General features: G+C 64.1%; 21 protein-coding genes and 1 pseudogene. 11 read left to right on the top strand and 11 right to left on the bottom strand.

Features of this window, described 5'->3' with window-relative positions; genetic code table 11:
- The first annotated feature begins 122 nt into the window (after positions 1 to 122).
- A complete protein-coding gene (locus XI09_RS16880; protein ID WP_271567821.1) occupies positions 123 to 578 on the top strand; it encodes a TfoX/Sxy family protein in 456 nt (151 codons plus the stop codon).
- A gap of 2 nt (positions 579 to 580) precedes the next feature.
- On the opposite strand, the gene fabA is transcribed toward XI09_RS16880, so the two are convergent.
- From fabA to XI09_RS16865, 3 genes are all read right to left on the bottom strand, one after another.
- A complete protein-coding gene (fabA, locus tag XI09_RS16875) occupies positions 581 to 1111 on the bottom strand; it encodes a bifunctional 3-hydroxydecanoyl-ACP dehydratase/trans-2-decenoyl-ACP isomerase (RefSeq protein ID WP_271567820.1) in 531 nt (176 codons plus the stop codon).
- Positions 1112 to 1223: 112 nt separating this feature from the next.
- Complete coding sequence (locus XI09_RS16870) at positions 1224 to 2291, bottom strand: GGDEF domain-containing protein (RefSeq protein WP_271567819.1); 1068 nt, start codon at positions 2289 to 2291, stop codon at positions 1224 to 1226.
- Between the two features lie 179 nt (positions 2292 to 2470).
- The gene (locus tag XI09_RS16865) at positions 2471 to 3985 is read right to left on the bottom strand and encodes a DEAD/DEAH box helicase (protein WP_271567818.1); all 1515 of its coding nucleotides are present in this window, start codon (positions 3983 to 3985) and stop codon (positions 2471 to 2473) included.
- Between the two features lie 421 nt (positions 3986 to 4406).
- Here XI09_RS16865 and XI09_RS16860 point away from each other — a divergent pair, with 421 nt between their 5' ends.
- Entirely contained in the window at positions 4407 to 6275 is a 1869-nt protein-coding gene (locus XI09_RS16860; protein WP_271567817.1) for a lipase/acyltransferase domain-containing protein, read from the top strand.
- A 1-nt stretch (position 6276) separates the two neighbouring features.
- Here the strand turns inward: XI09_RS16860 and XI09_RS16855 are convergent, their stop codons facing one another.
- Positions 6277 to 7320, bottom strand: coding sequence for a helix-turn-helix transcriptional regulator (locus XI09_RS16855; RefSeq protein ID WP_271567816.1), 1044 nt, complete (start codon positions 7318 to 7320; stop codon positions 6277 to 6279).
- A gap of 208 nt (positions 7321 to 7528) precedes the next feature.
- Between XI09_RS16855 and XI09_RS16850 the strand changes: the two genes are divergently transcribed.
- Positions 7529 to 9043 carry a caspase family protein gene (locus XI09_RS16850; protein WP_271567815.1) on the top strand — a complete coding sequence of 505 codons (1515 nt, stop codon included), beginning with the start codon at positions 7529 to 7531 and terminating at the stop codon, positions 9041 to 9043.
- Positions 9044 to 9071: 28 nt separating this feature from the next.
- Here the strand turns inward: XI09_RS16850 and XI09_RS16845 are convergent, their stop codons facing one another.
- On the bottom strand, positions 9072 to 9347 hold the full coding sequence (locus tag XI09_RS16845; RefSeq protein ID WP_271567814.1) for a hypothetical protein: 276 nt from the start codon (positions 9345 to 9347) through the stop codon (positions 9072 to 9074).
- 120 nt (positions 9348 to 9467) lie between these two features.
- Here XI09_RS16845 and XI09_RS16840 point away from each other — a divergent pair, with 120 nt between their 5' ends.
- Both XI09_RS16840 and XI09_RS16835 read left to right on the top strand, forming a co-directional pair.
- Positions 9468 to 10703: an FAD-dependent oxidoreductase gene (locus XI09_RS16840; protein ID WP_271567813.1), complete on the top strand. Its 1236-nt coding sequence runs from the start codon at positions 9468 to 9470 to the stop codon at positions 10701 to 10703.
- Positions 10704 to 10882: 179 nt separating this feature from the next.
- On the top strand, positions 10883 to 11656 hold the full coding sequence (locus XI09_RS16835; protein ID WP_271567812.1) for an outer membrane protein: 774 nt from the start codon (positions 10883 to 10885) through the stop codon (positions 11654 to 11656).
- Between the two features lie 97 nt (positions 11657 to 11753).
- Here the strand turns inward: XI09_RS16835 and XI09_RS16830 are convergent, their stop codons facing one another.
- The gene (locus XI09_RS16830; RefSeq protein ID WP_271567811.1) at positions 11754 to 12524 is read right to left on the bottom strand and encodes an SDR family NAD(P)-dependent oxidoreductase; all 771 of its coding nucleotides are present in this window, start codon (positions 12522 to 12524) and stop codon (positions 11754 to 11756) included.
- 21 nt (positions 12525 to 12545) lie between these two features.
- On the bottom strand, positions 12546 to 12731 hold the full coding sequence (locus XI09_RS16825; protein WP_027542625.1) for a hypothetical protein: 186 nt from the start codon (positions 12729 to 12731) through the stop codon (positions 12546 to 12548).
- 140 nt (positions 12732 to 12871) lie between these two features.
- Here XI09_RS16825 and XI09_RS16820 point away from each other — a divergent pair, with 140 nt between their 5' ends.
- Entirely contained in the window at positions 12872 to 13510 is a 639-nt protein-coding gene (locus tag XI09_RS16820) for a hypothetical protein (RefSeq protein WP_271567810.1), read from the top strand.
- Positions 13511 to 13582: 72 nt separating this feature from the next.
- Here XI09_RS16820 and XI09_RS16815 read toward each other — a convergent pair whose 3' ends face one another.
- Both XI09_RS16815 and parE read right to left on the bottom strand, forming a co-directional pair.
- Positions 13583 to 14365, bottom strand: a complete 783-nt coding sequence (locus tag XI09_RS16815) for an outer membrane protein (RefSeq protein WP_271567809.1) — start codon at positions 14363 to 14365, stop codon at positions 13583 to 13585.
- A gap of 427 nt (positions 14366 to 14792) precedes the next feature.
- Positions 14793 to 16835, bottom strand: a complete 2043-nt coding sequence (gene parE / locus XI09_RS16810; RefSeq protein WP_271567808.1) for a DNA topoisomerase IV subunit B — start codon at positions 16833 to 16835, stop codon at positions 14793 to 14795.
- Between the two features lie 273 nt (positions 16836 to 17108).
- Between parE and XI09_RS16805 the strand changes: the two genes are divergently transcribed.
- From XI09_RS16805 to XI09_RS16785, 5 genes are all read left to right on the top strand, one after another.
- Positions 17109 to 17639 (top strand): DedA family protein, encoded by a 531-nt coding sequence (locus XI09_RS16805; RefSeq protein ID WP_271567807.1) that lies wholly within the window; start codon positions 17109 to 17111, stop codon positions 17637 to 17639.
- A 381-nt stretch (positions 17640 to 18020) separates the two neighbouring features.
- Positions 18021 to 18689, top strand: coding sequence for an FMN-binding negative transcriptional regulator (locus tag XI09_RS16800; RefSeq protein WP_271567806.1), 669 nt, complete (start codon positions 18021 to 18023; stop codon positions 18687 to 18689).
- A complete protein-coding gene (gene argC, locus XI09_RS16795) occupies positions 18686 to 19669 on the top strand; it encodes an N-acetyl-gamma-glutamyl-phosphate reductase (protein WP_271567805.1) in 984 nt (327 codons plus the stop codon). The genes XI09_RS16800 and argC overlap by 4 nt, the downstream gene beginning before the upstream one ends.
- A gap of 243 nt (positions 19670 to 19912) precedes the next feature.
- The gene (locus XI09_RS16790; RefSeq protein ID WP_271567804.1) at positions 19913 to 21346 is read left to right on the top strand and encodes an outer membrane protein; all 1434 of its coding nucleotides are present in this window, start codon (positions 19913 to 19915) and stop codon (positions 21344 to 21346) included.
- Positions 21347 to 21389: 43 nt separating this feature from the next.
- A complete protein-coding gene (locus XI09_RS16785; RefSeq protein WP_271567803.1) occupies positions 21390 to 21983 on the top strand; it encodes a class I SAM-dependent methyltransferase in 594 nt (197 codons plus the stop codon).
- Between the two features lie 33 nt (positions 21984 to 22016).
- On the opposite strand, the pseudogene XI09_RS16780 reads toward XI09_RS16785, so the two are convergent.
- A pseudogene (locus XI09_RS16780) lies at positions 22017 to 22882 on the bottom strand (ornithine carbamoyltransferase).
- 30 nt (positions 22883 to 22912) lie between these two features.
- Positions 22913 to 23311, bottom strand: a complete 399-nt coding sequence (locus XI09_RS16775) for an MAPEG family protein (protein ID WP_271567802.1) — start codon at positions 23309 to 23311, stop codon at positions 22913 to 22915.
- Positions 23312 to 23360: the final 49 nt, after the last annotated feature.

Here is a 23360-nt window from a genome sequence, read left to right as displayed (position 1 = left end):
TGATCTCTCGATAGGGGGAGATGTTCGTACCGCGTGGCGTGACTTCCAGTCTTCGCTAAACTACTCCCTGGGATAATGGGTCCTGGCTTTCGCCAGGACGACCATGCGGAGAGAGCACGCCCATGGACCGCGAATTCCTGATCGACCTGTTCGCTGATTTCGGCCCTGTCACCATCCGCAAGATGTTCTCCGGCTACGGCATCTCCGCCGACGGCACCAATTTCGCGCTCGCCTTGCGCGCCGGCCTGTTCCTCCGCGCCGACGAATTGACCATCCCGGACTTCGAGGCAGAAGGCTCGAAGCCGTTCCAGTATTCGACCCGCGCCAAGACCGTGACGGTCAACTCCTATTGGGAGCTGCCCGCGCGGCTGTTCGACGATTCCCAGGAGCTCGCGCAATGGGCGAGGGCGGCCCTTGCCGCCGCCCAGCGCGCCAAGGTGAAGCAGCGGCCCAGGGGTAAGAAGGCGGCGAAGAGGGCGGCGACCAAACCGGCGAAGAAAGCCGTCAAGCCTGCGAAAGCGCCGAAGAAGGCGAGCAAGAAGAGCCCGGTTCGCAAGCGCGCCAGGCGAAGCGGCTGAGTTCAGTCCGCGGCCTTGGTGAGGCCAACCCTCATGTCCTTGGCCATGAAGACGCAGGTGCCGTCGGCAAGCACCCGACCGTCGGCAATTCCCAGCACCAGCTTGCCGCGCCGGACCATGCGCATGGCGACCTCGTAGCGCACGCGCTGCGCGGTCGGTGTGATCTCGCCCGTGCACTCGACTTCGCCGACCCCGATGGCGCGGCCCTTGCCGGGTGAGCCCGACCAGCCGAGCCAATAGCCGATCATCTGCCACATGGCATCGAGCCCGAGAGAGGACGGCATCATCGGATCGCCGCGAAAGTGGCAATCGAAGAACCAATGGCCCGGTACAATATCGAGTTCGCCGACGATATGGCCCTTGCCGAACGCGCCGCCGTCCAGGCTGATCTCGGAGATGCGGTCCATCATCAGCATCGGCGGTGCCGGCAATTGCGCATTGCCGGGGCCGAAATAGCCGCCTTCGCTCGATCGCAGCAACTCGTCCCTGGTGTAGGACGGTTGCGGGCTGTGAAAATCATGAGGGTTGGGCAAGACGACAAGTCCTCTGGCCGCTCGCGGTCAGGCACCGTAAGGCGGCGAGGAAGATGTTGCTCGTCGGGAGAGAATGTCAAGCGCGCATGGTCTTCTGCGCGCAGCGTCCGCGTCACGCCACGCGACTGTGGCTCTCGATGGCAAATTCCGGATCGGCTTCGCAGATCACGCGGTTGCGGCCGTTGCGCTTGGCGGCGTAGAGGCAGGCATCGGCGCGTTCGATCAGCGCGTCGGTGTCGTCGCCCGGCTTGAGCATGGAGACGCCGACGGAGATGGTGACGCGGCCGAGGATCTCGCCGGTGGATTTCTTCTTCAACTCCTTCGCCATGACGGCGCGGCGGATGTGATCGGCGACCGTGAGGGCCTGGCGCAGCGCGGTGTTGGGCAGCAGCACGGCGAACTCCTCGCCACCATAGCGCGCGGTGATGTCCTGGCCCTTGATGGTCTGCTTCATGGACAAGCCGACCAGGCGCAGCACCTGGTCGCCGGTGAGATGGCCGTAGGAATCGTTGAACGACTTGAAGTGGTCGATGTCGAACAGCAGCAGCGACAGCGGCTCGCCACTGGCTAGCGCGCTCTGTACGGCCATGCCGATCATGCGGTCGAAATATTTGCGGTTGCCGAGGCCCGTCAGCGGGTCGGTCAGGCTCTCGGCGCGGATCGCCTCCAGGCTCTGCTGGAGATTGCTGATCTCGTTCTTGGACAGCGTCAGCCGGTCTTCCAGCGCCTTGTTGGTCTCCCGCATCTCGCTAGTCGAGCGCACCAGCGTCTCGACGATCGCCTTGATCTGCTCGCGGCTCTTGGCCGACGACAGCCTTTCGGTCGCGCCCGACAGGCTGGCGTCATAGGAGCCGGTCATGCCGAGCGCATCGCTCAGCACCTTCATCACGTCGTCGATCTCGCCGATGACGCGCGCGCCGACCTTGTCGATGCGGTCGGTGGTCTTGATGTGGGAGAGATAGGTCTCGTAGATCTGCTCGAGATCGGCTTCGGTCAGCCTGCCGTGGCGGGCCAGCGTCTCGTTGATGATCTTGTTGAGCGGCGCGTTGTAGCCGGTGGCGTAGACGTACCAGATCTCGTAATTGCGGGGAATTGCGGTTTGGCGGAGCGAGCGGATCTGACCGAGCGCCACCTCGGCGAACGCCATTGTGCGTTCGTGTTCGTCGAGCACCTTGACCACGGAACATACCCCACAGCGGTCGGTGCGCCATCGACCGCAGCAATGCTTAAATTATGTTCGTAGGCTAACGGACGATCGTGAACACCCCGTAAATATACGTTCACGAATGCGTCTGAAAACGTGTGCGTCTGAAAACGTGTGCGGCAGTCTGTCTCAACCGACCTGAAGCGCGTCGCGCTTCAGGCGCCGGCGGGGGAGCGGACCGGCCGCAACAGAAACGCCGGAAGGTGCGAATGATCGCCCGGCTCGGTGTCGACCTCGCGCTGGCGGCGCGGTTCGGGACGGCCGATCGACGGCACATGCGACGCATTGGCCTGCGGGCGCGCGCCGTGACGTGGCTCGGATGATTGCCTGGCTTCGCGCGGAGGCCTTGCCTCGCGTGCGGGCCTCGCCTCGGGAGCGGGCCGTGCTTCGGCTGAAGGCCGCGCCTCGCCACGCGCCTCGCGCGGCTCGTGGCTGCGCTCACGGTCGCGGCCGCGTTGCGGCTTGCCGCGTCCGCCGCGCGAACGTTCGCGGCCGCGCTGCTCGCGCGGACGGTCGGTCGCATCGCCGGCTTCTGCGTGGACTTCGTAGTCGCCCTCGGCGCGCGGAATGCTCTGGCCGATCAGCTTTTCGATCGCGACCATCGACTTCTGGTCGAGCGGCGTGACGATCGAGATCGCCGTACCGCTGCGGCCGGCGCGGCCGGTGCGGCCGACGCGATGGACATAGTCGTCGGGATGGTGAGGGACGTCGAAATTGAAGACGTGGCTGACCTCGGGAATGTCGAGGCCGCGGGCGGCGACGTCGGAGGCGACCAGCAACGGCAGCTCACCCTTGCGGAACTGCTCCAGCGCGGCCATGCGGGCCGGCTGGTCCATGTCGCCGTGCAGCGCGCCGACGCTGAAGCCGTGCTTCTGGAGCGATTTGTGAACGATCGCGACTTCGCGCTTGCGATTGCAGAAGATGATCGCGTTCTTGAGATCCTTGGCCTCGCGCAGCAGGCGGCGGAGCAATTCGCGCTTTTCATGCGCCTCGCGCCCGGCCGGAACCTGGGACTGCGTGACGGTGACGGCGGTAGTGGCGGGCTTGGAGACTTCGACCTTCTGCGGGTTGTGCAGGAAGGTCTCGGTGATGCGCCGGATTTCCGGCGGCATGGTCGCGGTGAAGAACAGGGTCTGCCGCGTGAACGGGACGAGCTTGCAGATGCGCTCGATGTCGGGAATGAAGCCCATGTCCAGCATGCGGTCGGCTTCGTCGATGACGAGCAGCTCGACGCCGGTGAGCAGGAGGCCGCCGCGCTCGGTGTGGTCGAGCAGGCGGCCCGGGGTTGCGATCAGCACGTCGACGCCGCGCGTCAGCTTGGCATCCTGGTCGCCGAACGAAACGCCGCCGATCAGCAGCGCGACGTTGAGCTTCTGGCCGGCGCCGTAGCGGTCAAAATTCTCTTTGACCTGTGCCGCGAGCTCGCGGGTCGGCTCCAGGATCAGGGTGCGCGGCATGCGCGCCCGGGCTCTGCCCTTTTCGAGAATGGTGAGCATCGGCAGCACGAAGGCCGCGGTCTTGCCGGTGCCGGTCTGGGCGATGCCGAGGACGTCCTTGCGTGCGAGGACGTGGGGGATCGCCTGTTCCTGAATGGGGGTGGGGGTGGTGTAACCGGTGGCCGCCACTGCGGCTAGGACTTTTTCGGATAGTCCGAGATTTGAAAAGGACATTGAGCCTCTGGTCGAAACCGCCGTTCGGAATCGAGGGTAATAAGGCTGGTCGCGTTCCACCCCGAAACGGCGCGCTCTCAAGGAAGCTGGGGGTGCTGACTCACGCGAACAAAGCGCAAGGCTCAAGAATCGCTCTTCGATCTGAGCTGCGTCGCTCCGGAACATAGGCGGGAATTGGCCAAAGTCAATGGAGCAGGCGCGGGAAGACCGTAAAAACCCTAAGGTTTTACCCAAATAGCGGGCGTGGCTGGGGTTTTCCGCCCGGATGGCAGGGGCGCGCGTCTAAGAGGTTCCGGGGCGAGGGCAACTCACGGAATTGTTCTGATTTCAAGATTCGCCCCAGAGTTGAGGGTAGGTAAACTCACAGCCAGTGTTGAAGTGGTGTCGGCATCTCGGATATTCTGGAGAGGGGGAGAAGCCCATGTTGCTGATCAAGTACATCCGTGGTCCGCTTTTGATCGTTGCAATGCTGGTGCAAGGGCACACCGCCGGTGCCGATCCAGTCAGCCTTCGCCTCCCCGCGGGGAGCGAGATCCGGGCTGCCATCAAGCAACTGCCGGACTCGCAAAGATCGGTGATGGAAGCGGCCGCTGCCGAAACCTTTCCACTGTTTATCTTTGTCCCGGGGGTCATGGGGTCGCGTCTGACCAAGATGCTGCCGAACGGCAAGACGGCTCTGATCTGGGGGCGGGCAGACGGGGTCTTTTCCACGCCAAACAAGCTTCTGCTGTATGATGAAACGGATCAGGTCACCGCTGAGCCGTTGGAGGATTACTACGTCTTCAACAAGGCATTCGACGTCTACGGAAGAGCCGTTGCCAAGCTCGCATTCCTGGATCTTTCTGCAGGCAACAGCTTGCGCAAGTTCGGCTACGATTGGCGTCAGCCAAATGCTCGGAGCGCGAAGAAGTTTGCAGCATGGATGTGTGACAATAAGGCCGAGTTCGCAACGCGGCCGCTCGTGCTCATAGCGCACAGTATGGGCGGACTGGTCGTCAAGTCGTGGCTGAAGGATCTGTACGAATCGTCGGGGTGTTCGCAGGGAGAAACGTTTGCCAGTTGGGCAAAGATCAAGCGCATCATCTTCGTGGGAACACCCCACTATGGAGCGCCGAAGGCAATCACTGCATTCGCCGACAATTATTCTCTGTTCGTTGACCGCGACGACACAACGTTGAATGCAATCCTGGGCTTCGCGGATTCAACGACCTTCTCGAAGTCGCTGAATGCCTTTGGCGCAACCTTCCCGAGTGCCTATGAACTGCTGCCGATCGTCAACACGAACAAGTGCTTCGTCGACCCAAAATGGCCGTCGCAGGTTTTTGTCAAATCGACGAATGGCAGTACGTCCTCGCAAATCGATCTGTTCGAACCCAGTACATGGAAGCTGTTTCGCTGGCCTAAGATTATCGATCCGTCGATCGATCGGGGTGGTTTCGTGGACAAGCAGTTGCCGAAGCTGCTGAGTTCGGCCCGCGAATTTGCCTGCGAGATCAGTCACTACCGGCCCGAGCAGAAGTTTGATGTGGTCTGGCTTTCGGGGATGCGTCGCAAGACCATTTGCGAGGTGACGATCAACCAGCCGGCTACCCTGAACGAGACTGCGACGATTGACACGAAGCTGTGTGACGACGGCGACGGAACTGTACCGAAATGGATAGCGTCGGAACGCATGTACTCCACGGCAAATACGTCGCGATCGACCGGCGAGGGACACCTTCACCTGGTCGGATCGGACGAATTCATGGATTATCTCGACGACTATCGCGATGAGTTACATCGTGAGATGCAACGGAAATTTGCCGCCAAGGCTGGAAATGTCGATGGCCTTATCACTCTTTACGCGTCCCTGCATGCCGCCGTTCCCTCGCTCCCCGGCGATCCGAACGACGTAACGGTTAGAACGACACAAGGTGTGCTTGCGGCGCTAAACGTTCAACCGGACGATCTCTTCGCGACGGCAATGACGGACAAGGATCCGCTTGCGCGTGCCAGCGCATACCGTTTGTTCGCCGACGTTGCGCAGAAGGGCGACCAGCGTCGGGCCTGGGCGTTCAACAATTCGGCGCACATCTACCTCAATCGAAACGACTCAGTGTCAGCGTTCAGTTTCGGTAAGCGCGCGCTGGCGGCAGGCGCTGCAAGCAAGGCGGGTGACGACCTGATGCGGAAATCCGGATCAATCTCCGCTTATGCTGCCGAGCAGCTTGGCGAATGGGACTCAGCCAAGTCGCTGCGGGCCCTTTCGGCTGGAAAAGTTGACTACCTCACGATTGAGGGAAAAATCTAGCTCATGGTTCCCGCGTGGAGCGCGAGCCGAGCAGAGCGAATTCCTCCTGATAGCGCCCTTCGGACCCCCGGGCCCGGAAGTCGCCGGGGGCCATGCCATAGGCGGCGTTGAAGACCCGGTAATAGGTCGCCAGGCTCTCGAAGCCGCAGGAGGTCGCGATGTCGGCGATCAGCCGCTCCGGCGTCTCGCGCAGCAGGCGGCGGCTTCTCTTCAGGCGCTCTTCGGTCACGGTCTGCGAGAAGCTCTTCTCGGCGGCCTCGAACAGCATGTGCAGGTGACGCACGGAAACGCCGAGTAGATCGGCCACCATCGCCGGCGCCAGATCCGGGTTTTCCAGGTGACGCGCGATCAGGCGCCGCGCCTGCGAGAGACGGGCGGTCCGCAGCGCAGCCTGTCCGAGCCGGCTGCCGGGGCGCACGATGCCGCGCTCGATCAGCGCCAGATGGGCCAGGGCTTGAACTAAGGAGGCTTGAACTAGGGAGGCTTGAACTAGGGAGCTCGCGTCGGCCGCGCCGTCATCACCAGCTGCGGCCTCGCCGAGATCGGCAAAGCAGGCCGCGAGCAGAGGCGCCAGAGCGTGGTCATTGAAGGTCTTCGGCGCGAGTTCGCGGATGCGCCTGTCCTGCGCCGGGATGTGGCTCACGGGGATCTTCAGGATGCGCAGGTGGAAGCCCCCGGCGCCGAGCGGCGCGGTGCGGTAGGGCAGGTCGGTATGGCTGGTGGCGAAGCTGCCATTGGCGATCGCGAAGTCGTTTCCGCGCATGCCGCCGAACCAGCCGCCGCTGCCGAGCTGCTGATAGACGCAGATGCTGTCGCCGGGCGCGTAGGCGATGTCGGAGGTGCTGCGCTCGACCGTGTAGTGCGAGGCCTTCAGCTCGACGAGACCGCCGCCGCCGAGCTGGCGCAGCGAGAATTCGCCGAAGAAGTCCGCGCGCCGCTCGCGCTCGAGTTCGGCGGTGACGCCGAACAGGCCCTTGGCGCGCACCTCGCGCCAATAGTCGAAGCGGTCATGCGGCTCGACCTCGTCGGTGCACCAGCGATACACGATAGCCCCTCGTCCCCGAACGGAATTACGCCTAAGAAAAAGCAGATTCCAGCTGTTCTTGCCATAGGGCCCGGACGATGGAACCGGTGGCCCATGCCGGTTGAACCGCCGCTATGGCTGGACCGACTATGACAACAACGGCCGAAGATCGCCAATGGACTGTACGACGGGCGCCGGCGGTAAGCCGTTCTGCAACGGGAATTTTTCGATGACGCGTCGGCTTTTCAGAATTCTGGCGACCCTTGGCCTCGCGGCGAGCCTGGCCGGCTTCGCGCTTCCTGCTCATGCCGAGAAGCGCGTTGCGCTCGTCGTCGGCAACAACGACTACAGGAACGTCCCGAAACTGCTCAAGGCGGTCAACGACGCCCGCACCATGGGCGACACGCTGAAGCAGCTCGGCTTCTCGGTGATGGTCGCGGAGAACCAGAGCCGCCAGCAATTCTCCGAGACGCTGCTCGCGTTCGACCGGGCGATCGAGCCCGGCGACACCGCGTTCTTCTTCTATGCCGGCCACGGTTTCGAGATCGCGGGCCAGAACTACCTGCTGCCGACCGACGTGCCGGCGGCGACGGAAGGGCAGGAAGAGCTGGTGCGCGACGCCTCCATCCTGGCGGACCGCATCGTCGAGCGCCTTCAGAACAAGAAGGCGCGGACCTCGATCCTGGTGTTCGATGCCTGCCGCAACAATCCGTTCGAGCGCAAAGGGACCCGCGCGGTCGCCGGCGCCGGCGGGCTCGCGCCGATGACGCAGCTGCCCGAAGGCGTGTTCTCCGTGTTCTCGGCCGGTCCCCGCCAGACTGCGCTGGATCGCCTCTCCAACGACGACGCCAATCCCAATTCGGTGTTCACGCGCACCTTCGCCAAGGAGCTGCTGCAACCCGGCGAGAACCTCGTGCAGGTGGCGCAGCGCACCCGCCGTCTCGTCAGCGAGATGGCCGACACCGTCAAGCACAGGCAGGTGCCGGTCTATTTCGACCAGATGGTCGACGACGTCTTCTTGAGCGGCGTCGCGAAGGATGCGGCGGCACGCCCGGCCGATCCGCCGCCGCAGAAGCTTGCGGCGCTGCCGCCGGTGTCGGTGCCGCGTGTGCCGAAGGAGGAAACCACCAATGCGCCGATCGCGAGCTTCTCGCGCCACAATGGCGGCTGGAGCGTGGTGTTCTCCTTCGCCGATCCGACGCTCGGCATTTCCTGGCGCATGGCCGGCAATGGCGATTTCCGCGAGACCGGATTCATCGACACGCTCGATCCGCGCACGCGCAAGCGGATGCCGAACCCGTCGATCGAATTGCCGCCGGATGCGCAGGCCGGCACCATCGAGGTCCGCTATGTCGATCAGTCCGGCGACATGCAGGGGCCGTTCCCGATCAGGTTCGATCCCGAGGCCGCGCTGATCCGCGACCAGCGCAAGATCCTGGACATGACGGCGACGAGCTGGCTGTCATTCCGCGAGTTCAACGGGCTGCTCGTCTACTACACGCACCTCGTGTCCTACCGCTGCGCCATCCGCGAGGTGCGCATCGGCATCGACACCGCCGTTCCCAACCAGGTGCTGAAGATGCCGGGGTGTGACATGCGCGACCCCAGCGCGATCACCGCCGGCATGCCGCTCTACATGAAGCTCGCGCCGGCGACGCAGTTCGTCTCGGTGGAGCTGACCTATCGCGACGGCAGCGTGTCGGAGATCAAGAGTTTTCGCGCGGCGAACCGCAGCAACAACTGAGGTGTCGAGCAGGCGGCGTCCGCCGCCGCTACGCGCGGCGCTTCCTGATGAGGCGCTTGACGGACTCGACGGCTTCGATCAAGGGGGGAGCCAGCGAGAAGAACGTGCCCATCGCGATCGAGATGATGACGTGGCGCAGCAGGAGCTTCTCCTGCTCCTCGAACGGATAGCCGTTCTGGTTGATGGGCACCGGCGCAAGCGTGCCGGTCTGCCGTGGATGCGACTTTCGCGGCGGGATCATGATCACGACGAAAAGCACGTTGATCAGGATCCAGACGCCGAGCAGTATGAGGATCGTCCGCACTGCACTTTCCTGAAAGAAATCGAAATTTGCTGCGACGCTAACGGGCATTCACAGCTGCGGCAAATTAAACCTGCTTGCTGCACCGCACAGAAAACTTAAGTCGTAAACGGGGACTCTGCCGTGACACCAGATACGCCCGTAAAAGTCCGGTGTTGCATCGTCGGCGGCGGACCCGCCGGGATGATGCTCGGCTACCTCCTGGGGCGCGCGGGCATCGACGTCGTGGTGCTGGAGAAGCATGCGGATTTCTTTCGCGACTTTCGCGGCGACACCGTGCATCCCTCGACGCTCCAGGTGATGGACGAGCTCGGCCTGATCGACGGCTTCCTGAAGCTGCCGCATCAGCGCTTGCAGAAGATGGACGGCCTGTTCGGCGGTACGCCGGTGCGGATCGCCGATCTGAGCCGGCTGCACACGAAGTACCCGTTCATCGCCTTCATGCCGCAATGGGATTTCCTGAACTTCCTGCGCGAGGCGGGCAAGCGCTTCGCCTCGCTCAAGGTGATGATGAACACGGAAGCCGTCGACCTGATCCGCCGCGGCGAGACGATCGCCGGCGTGCGGGCAAAGACGCCGGAGGGACCGATCGACATCGAGGCGGATCTCACCATCGCCTGCGACGGCCGGCATTCGACGGTGCGCGAGCGCGCCGGTATCGAGGTCGAGGAAATCGGCGCACCGATGGACGTGCTGTGGTTCCGCGCCGGCCGCAAGGCGGACGAAACGGAAAACGTGTTCGCGCGCGTCGAGCCCGGCAAGATGATGGTCACCTTCGACCGCGGCGACTACTGGCAATGCGCCTATGTCATCGCCAAGGGGCAGCACGATGCGGTGAAGGCGAGGGGATTGCAGGCGCTGCTCGACGATGTCGTGCGGATGGCGCCGATCCTCAGAAACGGCATTGCGGACGTGAAGAGCTTCGACGACGTCAAGCTGCTCACCGTCGCGATCAACCGCCTGGCGCGCTGGACGCGGCCGGGCCTGCTGCTCATCGGCGACGCCGCGCATGCGATGTCGCCGGTCGGCGGCGTCGGCATCAATCTCGCCGTGCAGGATGCGGTCGCGACCGCCAACCTGCTCGCGGACAAGCTTCGGCACGGCTGCCCGTCCGAGGATGAGCTCGACGCCGTGCGCCGCCGGCGCGAGTTCCCGGTGAAGGTGACGCAAGCCATGCAGGTGACCGTGCAGAACAACATCATCAGCGGCGCCTTGCAGGGCGGCGACCGGCCGCTGAAGGTGCCGCTGATCGTGCGCCTCATCACCGCGCTGCCATGGCTCCAGGGCATTCCGGCGCGCCTGCTCGCGCTCGGCGTGCGGCCCGAGCACGTGCAGTCGAAGGCCGCGCCGGCATCGTAGCGCTGCAATTCGGTAGGGATAACGTCGCGTTAAATCGCGCGCGGCGCGTTGCGGGCGCGCAACAGCGCAAACGGATTCACGGACCGCAACCTGCCAATCCGGCGTCTTAACTCTGTTGATTCAAATTTGAGTAAGAACTGCGTGTGAGCGTGCGCCCATCAAAGGACACGGGGTGTACCATGCGTAACAAATTGATTGCCGCCTTCGCCTGCACGACCGCTCTGGTTTCGACCGGCGCTGCGTCCGCCGCCGATCTCGGTGCGCGCTACACGAAGGCGCCGGCCTATGCCGAGCCGCTGTTCAACTGGACCGGTTTCTATGTCGGCGGCCACATCGGTGGCGCCTGGACCAACGAGCAGTTCATCAACAACGGGACCGGTGCGCCGTTCGCGGATCTTTCGCCGGGCCAAGGCTTCCGTCAGCGCAATTCGGGCATCATGGGCGGCGCCCAGATCGGCTACAATTGGCAGGCCAACAACTACGTGTTCGGCATGGAAGGCACGATCTCCGGCCTCGACAACAAGGGCTCGTTCACGAACACCGTGTTTGGTGTCGGCCTCGACGATCAATTTAGCTGGCGCGCCAACGTGCTCGCGACGGTCGTCGGCCGTGCGGGCTTTGCCGTGCAGAACAACCTGTTCTACTTCAAGGGCGGCTATGCCGGCGTGAACAATCGTCTCTCGGTGATCGACAATGTTGCGAACCCGTCCACGGGCTCCGGCGGTCAGACCCATTGGCACAACGGCTGGACGGTCGGCGCCGGCTGGGAATACGGCGTCACCCGCAACTGGATCGTCGGCCTCGAATACAACTACGCGGCCTTCGGCAGCCAGACCTATCAGCTCGGCGGCACCTCGGGCAACTACACCTTCGATGCCAAGCCGCGCGACATCCAGTGGGCCGTCGTGCGCGCGAGCTACAAGTTCGACGCGCCGGTCATCGCGCGCTACTGAGCAACGAACGACCAAGCAGCAAAAAAAGACGATCACTGACAAATTTAAAGCCCCGGCATCGCCGGGGCTTCTTTTTTGCGTGCAGCGCGTGTGCGTCTCAGGCCATCACCGAGAACCCGCCGTCGACGGGGATCGCGGTGCCCGTGACGAAGTTCGAGGCGGGCGAGGCCAGGAACACCGCGATGCCGGCGAAGTCGTCGATGTCGCCCCAGCGCCCCGCAGGCGTGCGCGCCAGCACGCGCTCGTGCAGTCCCGACACTTGCTGCCGCGCGCCGCGGGTAAGGTCGGTGTCGATCCAGCCGGGCAGGATCGCGTTGACCTGGATGTTGTCGGGCGCCCAGGCATTGGCGCAGGCGCGCGTGTACTGCACGATGCCGCCCTTGCTCGCCGCGTAGGCCGTCGCGAAGCTGGCGCCGAAGATCGACATCATCGAGCCGATATTGATCACCTTGCCGTTGCCGGACGCCTTCAGCGCCGGATAGGCCAGCTTCGAACACACGAAGGCGCTGGTGAGGTTGGTGTCGATCACCTTGTTCCACTCGTCGAGCTCGAGCTCGTGCGGCGGCTTGCGGATGCTCATGCCGGCATTGTTGATGAGGATGTCGATGCGGCCGAACTCCTTGACGACGCGGTCGATCATGGCTGCGACCGCCGCCTGGTCGGTCACGTCGGTGGTGACGGCGATCGCCTTCACGCCGCGCTGCCCGAGATCGGCGATTGCAGCAGCCGACTTGGTTTCGTTGCGCCCGACCACGGCGATATTGGCGCCGGCATCGGCGAGCCCGTGCGCCAGGCCGAGCCCGATGCCGCCATTGCCTCCTGTGACGATCGCGACCTTGCCGCGCAGATCGAACCGGCTGGATGTCATGCTTTCACTTCCTGGTTTCTTCTATTGGTTGCTTTGCCAGATCAGGACCAGCCCGAAACCGGCCATGGCTGCGCCATAGCCGGCCCATTGCAGCTGGTTGACCATGAAGCTCGATCGCGGCCAGGGAACCGTGCCCGTGCCCTGTCCGATCCAGAGCAGCCCGACGGCGAGGACAAACAGGCCTGCGATCAGCAGAAATCTGCGCATGCGTTCCTCCCCGTTGGTCTGCTTCGTCGCGGCCCACGGGCATGAACGTTTGCCGCGGCCACGAAAACTTCCGGCCAGACTAGCCGTAGCTTCGGTCCGGATACAATGGCCGTGGATGCAAGACTGCCGGGAGAGGACGCATGCTCGTGCGCAAGATGATCCTGGGGATCGCGGCTGCGGCCGCGCTGGTTGCGGCCTATGCCGTCATTCCGCGTCATGCGGATCTGCGGGCGTTCGATCCGGCCGAAATGGCGCGGCTGGAGACCGCGATGTGGCGCGACTATTACGACAAGCGCTATGGCGCGTTGTTCTACCATCTCTACGAATCGACGCGGACGCAGTTCGGCTTTTCTCCGCTTCAAAGCCTGCATGTCGCGTTCAGCGCGGCCGAGGCCGCCAGGACGTTCCAGCCGACGCGGTCGCGCCGGGAGGCCGATGCGGCCCTGCCGGCCCTCGTGGCGTACTACCGCAACTTTGCGTCGGCCGCGTCTGGGGCATTCGACGTCGAGGAGGCCGCCCGTCTCGAACTCGACTGGTGGCAGGCGCGCCGCGAAGCGGTGGCTCCGCGCGACTATGGCCTCACCATCGCACGCGTGGCCGCGCTGACCTACGGCAGGAGCGCCGATGATTCCGGCATCAGACGGTTCGGCATCGCCCGGGCGGAAGCCATGGCGTTTCGCGATGCGCGGGGTGAGGCGATCAACGATGCCGACTGGACGAGGATCGAGAAGCAGCTCGGGGAGGCGTATCGGACGCTCAAGGCAAGCATCGGCCGCTAGACCCCGGGAGCATCGCACAACGAAAAAGCCCCGGACGATGCCGGGGCTTTGACGTCTGAACTTGCGTTCGGATCAGTACTTCGCGACGACCGGACCGGTCCAGTTGAAGCGGTAGACCAGCGAGGTCGAGATCGTCTGGTTCCAGCTGTTGGCGCGGATGCTGTTGACCAGCGGAACGTTGCCGGCGTCGAGCAGCTCGGTCTGGGTCTTGGCATTGTAGAAGGCCGAGCGATACTCGGTCTTCATGAACCAGCCGGGCGAGGTGATGCCGAAGATATTCAGGCTGTTCTCGACGCCGCCACCGACGAACCAGCCGTTGCGGTTGTAGCTGGCGAGATGAACGCCGACGGGCACGCCTGCGAGGTTCGTGAAGTTGGTCTGGCCGAAGTGAGCGCCGGAGTAACCGCCATTGACGTAGGAGAGAACGTTCGGGGCGACCAGCCAGCCGAGGCGCACGCCCGCGGCCCAGGAGTCTTCCAGCTTCTGGTTGCCGGTGATGCCGAAGATCGGATCCTGGATCGTGGCGCGGATGCTGCCGAACTGACCGTCAGCGAACACACCGGCGACCCAGGTGCTGTTGAACTGCCAGTCGTAGCCGAGACCGACGGTGCCGAACCAGCCCGAGCCACCTTGGCGCTGCGTGATCGTCAACGGCGTGCCGGTTACCGTATCAACGACGCTCTGGTCAGCGTTCGACAGGCCACCGCCGCCACCGCCGAAGATGTAGAAGCCGGTCCAGTTGGCGACGGGCGCCGCCACCGGGGCCTTCACGTAGGGACGGGCCGCAAGGTCAGCCGCCGAGGCCGAACCGGTCATCGCCGCAGCTGCGGTCAGAGCCAGCAAAATCTTCTTCATGATAAAATCCCCAACCTTGGTCTGTAGCAGGCGCGAGCGCACTGAAGTTCGTGTCATCTGATGCCCGGACTATAGACGGTTCTCGCCGAAATGCTGTTGCCGGGCAGGCACACTCGCCGGAAAACGCCCGCCGGTTGGGTTTGTAAGCGGTTACGCCCGAACCGCAAAAAGTTGTGTTATTTCAATTTCTTGCCGGAATTTCCAAATCGCCGACTAGGGTAAGGTTTCGTTAGTGAATTCAGCTTTGTCCGAAACGGAGGCAGTCCTGCCTCAGCCTTGGCGGCTGTGAGTCGCTGGCCGAGTCGCGGGCTGGCGTGCGGCGTGCCGCGGCGGCGTGGCGCATGAAGCGCCGGGACAGGGCGGTATCGTCTCCACAAATGAAAAAGCCCCGGACTTGAGCCGGGGCTTTTGACAGGGGCGCGCGAGGTCAGACGTCCAGCAGATCCTCATTGGCAAACTCGGCCTTGTCCGAGATGAACGCGAAGCGCGCCTCGGCCTTGGTTCCCATCAGGCGCTCCACCGAATCCGCCGTGGTGTCGCGGTCGTCGGCCAGCAGGACCACCTTCAGCATGGTCCGCTTGGCCGGATCCATGGTGGTCTCCTTGAGCTGCGCCGGCATCATCTCGCCGAGGCCTTTGAAGCGGTTCACCTCAACCTTGGCGTTGGCGTTGAACTCGCTCTTGATCAGCGCCTCCTTGTGTGCGTCGTCGCGGGCGTAGACCGACTTGGAGCCGTGCGTGAGCTTGTAGAGCGGCGGCACCGCCAGGAAGAGGTGGCCCTGGTCGATCAGCGGCCGCATCTGCTGGTAGAAGAAGGTGATCAGCAGCGAAGCGATGTGGGCGCCGTCGACGTCGGCGTCGGTCATGATGATGATGCGCTGGTAGCGCAGATCCTCTTCGCGATACTGCGCGAGCATGCCGCAGCCGATCGCCTGCACGAGGTCGGAGAGCTGGGCGTTCGCCGCCAGCTTGTCCTTGCCGGCGGAGGCGACGTTGAGGATCTTGCCGCGCAGCGGCAGCACGGCCTGGGTCTTGCGGTCGCGTGCCTGCTTGGCGCTGCCGCCGGCCGAGTCGCCCTCGACGATGAAGAGCTCGGAGCCTTCGGTGCCGGCGTCGCTGCAGTCGGCGAGCTTGCCGGGCAGGCGCAGCTTCTTGCCCGCGGTTTTCCGCGCGGTCTCTTTCTCCTGGCGGCGGCGCAGGCGCTCCTCGGCGCGGTCGATCACGAAGTCGAGCAGCTTGTTGGCCTGGTTCGGATTGCCCGACAGCCAATGGTCGAACGGATCCTTCATCGCCTGCTCGACGATGCGCTGCGCTTCCGCGGTGGCGAGCCGATCCTTGGTCTGGCCCTGGAATTCAGGCTCGCGCACGAACACCGAGAGCATCACCGCCGCACCCACCATCACGTCTTCCGACGTGATGGACGAGGCGCGCTTGCCCTGGCCGACGCGCTCGGCGTGATCCTTCAGGCCGCGCAGCAGCGCGCTGCGCAGGCCTGATTCATGCGTGCCGCCATCGGGCGTCGGCACCGTGTTGGTGTAGGAGGAGAGGAAGCCGTCGGCATCCGCGGTCCAGGCGACCGCCCATTCGCAGGCGCCATGCGCGCCGTTGCGGCCCGACTTGCCGGAGAAGATGTCGGGATGCACCAGCGTGTCGGCGTGGATCGCGGCGGCGAGATAATCCTTCAACCCGCCGGGGAAGTGGAACGTCGCTTCCGCTGGCACGTCCTCGATGCCCTTGAGCAGCTCGGGCGCGCAGTTCCAGCGGATCTCGACGCCGCCGAACAGATAGGCCTTGGAACGCGTCATCTTGAACAGGCGCTGCGGCTTGAACGCGGCCTTGGCGCCGAAGATGTCGGTATCGGGCTTGAAGCGCACGCGCGTGCCGCGGCGGTTGTTGATCTTGCCGAGATCCTCGAGCTTGCCCTTGGGGTGCCCGCGCTCGAACGTCATGCGGTAGAGTTTCTGGCTGCGCGCGACCTCGACCTCGAGAAGGGAGGAGAGGGCGTTCACCACGGAGATGCCGACGCCGTGCAGGCCGCCCGAGGTCTCGTAGACCTTGCTGTCGAACTTACCGCCCGAGTGCAGCGTGCACATGATGACTTCGAGTGCCGACTTCTTCGGGAACTTCGGATGCGGATCGATCGGGATGCCGCGACCGTTGTCAGTGACGGTGAGAAAGCCGTCCGCGCTGAGTTCGACGCCGATGAAGGTCGCGTGCCCGGCCAGCGCCTCGTCCATCGAGTTGTCGATGACTTCGGCGAACAGGTGATGCAGCGCCTTCTCGTCGGTTCCGCCGATATACATGCCGGGCCGGCGCCGCACCGGTTCCAGGCCTTCGAGCACCTCGATGTCCGCCGCGGTGTAATCGGCTTCCGCGCCGCCCGCGCGTGGCGCCGCCTTGGCGGCGCGGGGCTTTGGCTCGTCGCCACCGAAAAAGTCGTCTTTTGCTTTGGGTTTCAACTGCTTGGACATGAATCTTGATGTGTTTTGAGGGCCGCGCTGGCGGCGAATCGGTTCGGGCGACTATGACACGGCTGGCCTGGAAAGGTCACCGCAGGGCCGGCCGGCGCAGGGGTTGGGAGCTAATCCCGGCGATTTTACGCCGCGGGTCGCTCAGTTGCCGGCAATTTGACAGCGAGGTCCACGCTCAGCCGGGCTTTGTGACTTGATGTCACACAAGTCCCTGGCTTACCAGTCTTTTTCACTGAACAGGACCTTGAGACGGGGCGGGAAGGCTATTCTGGCATGGAGCAGTTTGCGCACGCACTGGCCGACTTCGTGCGCGCACACGAGGCTTGGGCGGCTCCGATCGTCTTCCTGCTGGCGTTCGGGGAGTCGCTCGCCTTCATCTCGCTGCTGATCCCGGCCTGGGGCGCATTGGTGGCGATCGGCGCTCTCATCGGGGTGAGCGGCATCAGCTTCTATCCGGTGTGGATTGCCGGCGGCATCGGCGCGGCGCTCGGCGACTGGGTCTCCTATTGGTTCGGCTACCGCTACAAGGAGAAGGTCGCGCAGATGTGGCCGCTCTCGCGTTACCCGGAACTCCTGCCCAGGGGCGAGGCCTTCGTGCGCAGCTGGGGCGTGCCCAGCATCTTCATCGGCCGGTTCTTCGGCCCCTTGCGCGCCTCCGTGCCGCTCGCCGCCGGCATTTTTGAGATGCCCTATTGGAGCTTCCAGGTCGCCAATTTCGTCTCGGCGCTGGTCTGGTCGGCGGCGCTGCTGCTGTTTGGCGACGTGATCGCCAAGCTGATGGAATGGATCTGGCGCGTGATCTAATCGTAGTCATTCCGGGGCGCTCGCAAAGCGAGCGAACCCGGAATCTCGAAGTTGCGGCGCGAGATTCTCGGGTGCGCGAGGGCGCACCCCAGTTCGATGCGGAGCCTGTCATCGGGCCGGCCGAAGGCTGGACCCGGTGGCATCGCCCCGGAACGACAACGGTCGCCTTGACGGGAACCAGATCTGGCCTTATAGCCGCGCGCCATGATCAACGCCGCGACCATCCTGTTCGCCCGTCGCCGCCGCCGCTCTTTAGCGGTTTGGGCGGTCGATCGCGTTTGAGATCATCGTCTTTGCCGCTGGACCCGATCCGCGGCATCCTCTCTCCTGTCAGCGCGATCTGATCCGGCGGCCCCCAAGGAGGCCCAGCAGGAGACCACGATGTACATCCCACCCTTTTTCAAGCAGGACCGCGCCGCGAGCCTGAAATTCGCGGGCGAGCGCGGCTTCGGCACCATGTGCGCCTTCGACGGCCACAAGCCGCTCGCCTCGCCGCTGCCGTTTTACCTGACCTATGCCGCCGACGGCACGCCGCAGGCCGCCTTTCATGTCGCCCGTCACAATCCGCTGCTAAAGCTTGCGGACGGCGCGACCTCCTGGCTGCTCGTGGTCAACGGCCCTGATGCCTATGTATCGCCGGACTGGTACGTCTCGCCGGACCAGGTGCCGACCTGGCTCTACCAGTCGGTGCATCTGACCGGGCCGGTGCGGCTCCTGTCGGATGACGAGCTGTCGGTGCAGATCGATACGCTCAGCGACAAGTTCGAGAGCTGGCTGCTGCCGAAGAAGCCGTGGACGTCGGGCAAGATGACGGCGGGCCGGCTTGAAGCAATGAAGAAGGGGATCGTGGGCCTGGTGATGACGGTTGAAGAGGTCGAGGGCAGCTTCAAGCTCAACCAGCACAAATCGGACGCCGACTATACGGCGATCGCCAACGCGCTCGGTGCGCAACCCGCCGCCGACGCCAGACAGATCGCGCAACTGATGCAGGACGTGAGGCCGGAAGCCTTCGCGGCCGAAACCAACAAGCTCGAAAGGAGCGTGCCATGAGCCTTACTGAAACCAAACAGGCCCCGAAGGCGGGCGCTGCCACCAAGCCCGCCACCGTCTTCGTCGACGGCGGCTCCGGCACCACCGGGCTCGGCATCAACGAGCGGCTGAAGCTCCAGAGCGACGTTGTCGTGAAGACGATCGCCGACGACAAGCGCAAGGATCCCGCGGCGAAGAAGGCGCTGATGGAGGAGGTCGATCTCGTCATCCTCTGCCTGCCCGACGAGGCCGCCAAGGAGACGGTTGCGCTCATCGACAGCATGGGGCCGTCGGGCCCGAAGGTGCTGGACGCCTCGACCGCCTACCGGGTTGCGCCCGACTGGGCCTACGGCTTTCCGGAGCTGACGCCGGATCAGCCCGCCAGGATCAAGGCCGCGAAGAAGGTCTCCAATCCCGGCTGCTATCCGACCGGTGCGATCGCGCTGTTGCGGCCGATCGTCGATGCCGGGCTGCTGCCATCAGACTATCCCGTCACGGTGAACGCGGTGAGCGGCTATTCCGGCGGCGGCAAGTCGATGATCGCGAGTTTTGAAGACGGCAGCGCGCCGTCCTTCGAGCTCTATGGCCTCGGCTTCGAGCACAAACATCTGCCGGAGATGCAGCTCTATTCGAACCTGACGCGGCGGCCGATCTTCATCCCCTCGGTCGGCAACTACCGGCAGGGCATGCTGGTCTCGGTGCCGCTCCAGCTCGACATGCTGCCGGGCAAGCCCAGCGGTGCCGATCTCCAGGCTGCGCTGGCAAAACGCTACGCCGGCTCGACATACGTCTCGGTGATGCCGCTCCAGAACGAGGCGACCAAGGGCGGCCGGCTCGAGCCGGAGGCGCTGAACGAGACCAACATGCTCGAGCTCTACGTCTTCGCCAGCGACAAATATCACCAGGCCGTGCTGGTCGCGCGGCTCGACAATCTCGGCAAGGGCGCCTCGGGCGCGGCCGTGCAGAACATGCGCCTGATGCTGGGATTGCCGGAGGAGTAGCCGCTGCTCTCGCGAGGCGTCATGGCCGGGCTTGTCCCGGCCATCCACGCGTTGCCGCGATCGAGGAAGAACGTGGATGGCCGGGACAAGCCCGGGCATGACCGCTAGGAGCTTCATTCATCCGCGCCAAAATTGGTGCGAGTGTGTCGCGCCCGCTACAGCCATTTTGTGTGCCCCAAAGCACGTTGCGTCTACTGACTCACTCGCAATTCGGTGGGTAGGCATTTGGGGTTCGGAATGGCAATGAAGAGAATTCTACTGGCGACGGCGTCCGTCGTGACGCTCGGTGTTGGCCCAGTCTTCGCAGCTGATCTTGCCCCCAGACGCTACACCAAGGCGCCACCCCTGGCCGCCGTGTACGACTGGACAGGCTTCTATGTCGGCGTCAACGTCGGCGGTGGCGTCGGGCGCAACCGCACGCTGAATGACCCGTTTGGGTTCGGGGCTCCTTATTCGTTCTACCTCCAGCCCCAGGGCCTGATTGGCGGCGCGCAGGTCGGATACAACTGGCAGACAAGTTCCGTGCTGGGCCCACTCGTCTTCGGCGTCGAAGCCGACATTCAGGGCAGCGGGCTCAAGGATGACCGTACCAACACTAACTTTGGCGGTCTCGGCTTCACGAGCTACGGCCAGAAGCTCGATTGGTTCGGTACCGCGCGTGGGCGTGTCGGCTTGGCGAATGGTCCGGTGCTGGCCTACGTGACGGGTGGCCTCGCCTACGGAGGCGTCAAGGACACCGTTTCTCAGACGGTCGCCGGTGTCGCGCTCCCGACATTCACGTCGGACCGCACCCAGGTGGGATGGACCATCGGCAGCGGCGTCGAGGCAGCCTTGGGCGGCAATTGGACCGGGAAGATCGAATATCTCTATCTCAACCTCGGCAACCGCACCGACGTTGGAGCCGCGGCGGTGGGTGCCACCAACCTCCTGACCGAGGTGAAGCAGAACATCTTTCGCGCGGGCCTGAACTACCGGATTGGCGGGTCGTCGAACTACCAGCCGGTGGTCGCGGCCAATTGGGCCGGGTTCTATCTGGGCGGCAATTTGGGATCGGCAACCGGCCGGGACCGAAGCTCTCTGAACGTGCCCATCGGTCCTTTCGCGGACGCATTCAATCTCGCGCCTGACGGCATCATCGGCGGCGCTCAGGCCGGCTATAACTGGCAGGTGGCCAACTGGGTGTTTGGTGTCGAGACGGATTTCCAGGGATCAAGCCAGAAAGACAACAAGACCTGCGTTTTGACCTGCGGCGGGCCTGCCGCTGGCGGCGTCCTTGCGGCCTACGACGCCACCTTGCCGTGGTTGGGCACCGTCCGCGGCCGCTTCGGCTATTCGGTCGGATCGACCCTGTTCTACGTCACCGGCGGCTACGCCTACGGTGACGTCAAGACCAAGGTCACGACGAATTCGTTCGTCGGCATTGTCACGACCACGTTCGACTCGACGAAGAGCGGCTGGACGGCAGGCGCGGGCATCGAGAGCCCGTTCACGCTGCTCGGATTGCTCGGGCCGAACTGGACGACCAAGACCGAATATCTCTATGTCGATCTCGGCACGCGGGCGGACAATTTCATCATCGGCGCGGTGCCGGCAACGACGACGCGCTCGGTCACCGAGCACATCTTCCGCACCGGCCTCAACTATCACTTCAACTCGCCGGTCGTCGCGAAGTATTGAGTGCCGGTTCGAGGCCGCGTGATCGGTCGCTGCGAGTGACGCCATGGACGAGCCCACGCTGCAATTCTATCGGCAGAATGCCGAGGCCTATGCCGGGTGGGCAAAGGCGCCCTCGGCGCGGCTGGGCGGCTTTCTCGCTTTGCTGCCGCCCGCAGGCGCGATCCTCGAGCTCGGCTGCGGCGCCGGCAATCATTCGGCGGTGATGCTGGCCGAAGGTTTTTCGGTGCGTGCGACCGACGGCTCGCCCGAAATGGCAGAGATCGCCTCGCAGCGACTCGGTCATCCCGTCGAGGCGATGCGGTTCGACGAACTGGATGCGCACGATGCCTATGACGGCGTCTGGGCGAGCGCCTGTCTTCTGCATGTGCCGCGCAACGAGCTCGCCGGCATTCTTGCGCGGATTCATCGTGCGCTCAGGCCATCAGGCGTGTTCTACGCCAGCTACAAGATGGGTGAGGGCGACGGCAGGGACAGCCTCGGGCGCTACTACAACTATCCGCCGCGAGATTGGCTCGAGACGACTTACGCCAGCGCAGGTCCGTGGATCACGCTGTCATCCGACACCAACGTGATCCAGAGTTTCGACGAGACGCCCGCCAACATGCTGAATCTCGTCGTTCGCAAGGTTGCATCCTGATCGTTCGGACGTCCTGAAGATCGCCGGCGCCAACTACGCTGCGGTCCATTCCAGCAGCGCGTTTTGCGCGTGCAGAAGGTACGCCTTCGCCGCCGTGCTCTGGCAAGTGCAGTGGCTCATCGCGTCGGCCGTGACTTCCTCGCCCCTGGTGACGGCGGGCAGGGGAGGAAAATCGCATCCGGGCGGCATTTGTCGAGGAGCGAGGCAGATATCCGGTAGCTTCCGAGTTGCTCGTCATGCGCTCCGCCGGGCCAGCAGTCCGTGATGATCACGTCCGCATCGTACAATGCGTCCAGATCGGTACTGACGGAGAATCCCGGACTTGCGATGTCGCGGATATGCCAATCCACCGGATAGGCCTGGGTGACCTTGACCGGCAAGGCGATGGACGCTTCAACCCAGGAGCGGAGGATGTTGGCATCGGGGGCCACGCCAACGACCTTCAAGCCTTCGAGCGTTCCGCGCCTGCTCTTGACATAAGCGAGATCGCCCAGCGTCTCGCAGGGATGGTTCGATCGCGTTCTCGCATTGACGACCGGCGCGGTCGCGTTCGACGCAAGCTCGTGCAAGGTCGACAATTCGGGGGTGCGCACGATCAGGATGTCGAACCAGTTGTCGAGGTATTTGGCGAGATCAGCCGTTGTCTCACGGACGTTGAACCTGACCGGGGGCTGGACGCAGATGCCTCCCATGGCCTTCACGCCAAGATCGAAGGCGGTCGTATTCCGCCATCCACCGTCGTCAGCGATAACGGCCACGCGCTTGCCGGCGAGGCTCTGAGGCATGGCACGGTCGTGCCAGGCCTTCGCCAGGACCTGCGTCCGGTCGATGATCGACAGGATCGTGTCCGCGCCGAGGTCGTGGAATTGGAGGAAATCCCGACTGGCTTCGCTATGCATTGCGCCGCATTGCCGCCCGCCCGGAGGCCTTCAAACCACCTTGAAGATCGCCAGTGCCAGCACGGCCTGCGCGAGGAAGCCGACGGTGAAGGCCAGCGTGCGGAACACCGGGATTCCCATCGCGTAGACGATCAGATGTGCGACGCGCGACCAGAAATAGATGGCGCAGGCGAGCACGGTCCATTTCGTGGAATAGTCGATCGCGTTCAGGATCAGCACCAGCGGTGCGAAGAGCACGAGGTTCTCGACGGCGTTGTCATGCGCGAACATCAGCCGGTTCGCCCATTCCGACTGCGGCTTGTCGCCGCGCGAGGGATTGGCCAGCGCGCCACTGAGACCTCGAACCTGGCAGCGGTTGATGGTGTAGGGAATCCAGAGGATCCCGGTCAGGATCACCGTCAGTGTCAGCCAGAACAATTCGCGCGTCATGGTGCGTCCCCTCTCTCGTCGCAGTGCTGAAGGCGAGCTTATACAAGCG

Origin of the sequence: Bradyrhizobium sp. CCBAU 11386 (assembly GCF_028128955.1) — a bacterium.
In the GTDB taxonomy this organism is placed as follows: Bacteria; Pseudomonadota; Alphaproteobacteria; order Rhizobiales; family Xanthobacteraceae; genus Bradyrhizobium.
This window is presented reverse-complemented; position numbering and strand designations above follow the sequence as displayed.